The organism is Fusobacterium perfoetens (assembly GCF_021531595.1).
In the GTDB taxonomy this organism is placed as follows: Bacteria; Fusobacteriota; Fusobacteriia; order Fusobacteriales; family Fusobacteriaceae; genus Fusobacterium_B.
In genome coordinates this window covers 1-1,261 of sequence record NZ_JADYUD010000029.1, presented here as the reverse complement: position 1 = coordinate 1,261, position 1,261 = coordinate 1, and the positions used below count along the sequence as shown (strand labels likewise).

General features: G+C 38.0%; 1 protein-coding gene. It reads right to left on the bottom strand.

From position 1 onward, the window contains the following. Nucleotides 1–58: 58 nt before the first annotated feature. A complete protein-coding gene (tuf, locus tag I6E17_RS09795) occupies nt 59–1,243 on the bottom strand; it encodes an elongation factor Tu (protein ID WP_235237090.1) in 1,185 nt (394 codons plus the stop codon). Between the last annotated feature and the right edge of the window lie 18 nt (nt 1,244–1,261).

Here is a 1,261-nt window from a genome sequence, read left to right as displayed (position 1 = left end):
TATACAAAAAAAGAGAAGGATTTCTCCTTCTCTTCTTACTATACCCATTAGGGTTTTACTATTTAGTTATTTCTGATACTACTCCAGAAGCTACTGTTCTTCCACCTTCTCTGATAGCGAATCTTAATCCTACTTCCATTGCGATTGGGTGAATTAATTCTACTGACATTGTGATATTGTCTCCTGGCATTACCATTTCTACACCTTCTGGTAAGTTTACTGCTCCTGTTATATCTGTTGTTCTAAAGTAGAATTGTGGTCTGTATCCTGTGAAGAATGGAGTATGTCTTCCTCCTTCTTCTTTAGTTAATACATATACTTCTCCGTTGAAGTTTGTATGTGGGTGGATTGTTCCTGGTTTTGCTAGTACTTGTCCTCTTTCTACTTCTTCTTTTTTAGTTCCTCTTAATAGAGCTCCAATGTTGTCTCCTGCTTGACCTTGATCAAGAAGTTTTCTGAACATTTCTACTCCTGTACAAGTTGTTTTTGTTGTTGGTTTGATTCCTACTATTTCTACTTCTTCTCCAACTTTGATGATTCCTCTTTCTACTCTTCCTGTTACAACTGTTCCTCTTCCTGTAATTGTGAATACATCTTCTATTGGCATTAAGAATGGTTGATCTATTGTTCTTTCTGGAGTTGGGATATATTCGTCAACTGCGTCCATAAGAGCCATGATTTGGTTAACCCATTTTTCTTCTCCGTTTAATGCTCCTAAAGATGATCCGATTACTACTGGTACTTCGTCTCCTGGGAATCCATATTCTGTTAAGATTTCTCTTACTTCCATTTCAACTAGTTCTAGTAATTCTTCGTCGTCTACCATGTCTGCTTTGTTTAAGTATACTACGATGTATGGAACTCCAACCTGTCTTGATAGAAGGATGTGTTCTCTTGTTTGAGGCATTGGACCATCAGCTGCAGAAACAACTAGGATCGCACCGTCCATTTGAGCTGCTCCTGTAATCATGTTTTTAACATAGTCCGCGTGTCCTGGACAGTCAACGTGAGCATAGTGTCTTTTTTCTGTTTGGTACTCAATGTGAGCAGTGTTGATAGTTATTCCTCTTTCTCTTTCTTCTGGAGCAACGTCAATTTTGTCAAAGTCTACTCTTTCAGCTAGTCCTTTATCAGCTAGAACTTTAGAGATTGCTGCTGTTGTAGTAGTTTTTCCGTGGTCAACGTGACCTATTGTACCAATGTTTACATGGGGTTTGCTTCTGTCAAATTTTTCTTTTGCCATTTTTTCCTCCTAAATTTT

Coding starts and splice junctions, on each gene's coding strand:
- tuf (WP_235237090.1), bottom strand. CDS start 1,243: ATGGCAAAAGAAAAATTTGACAGAAGCAAACCCCATGTAAACATTGGT.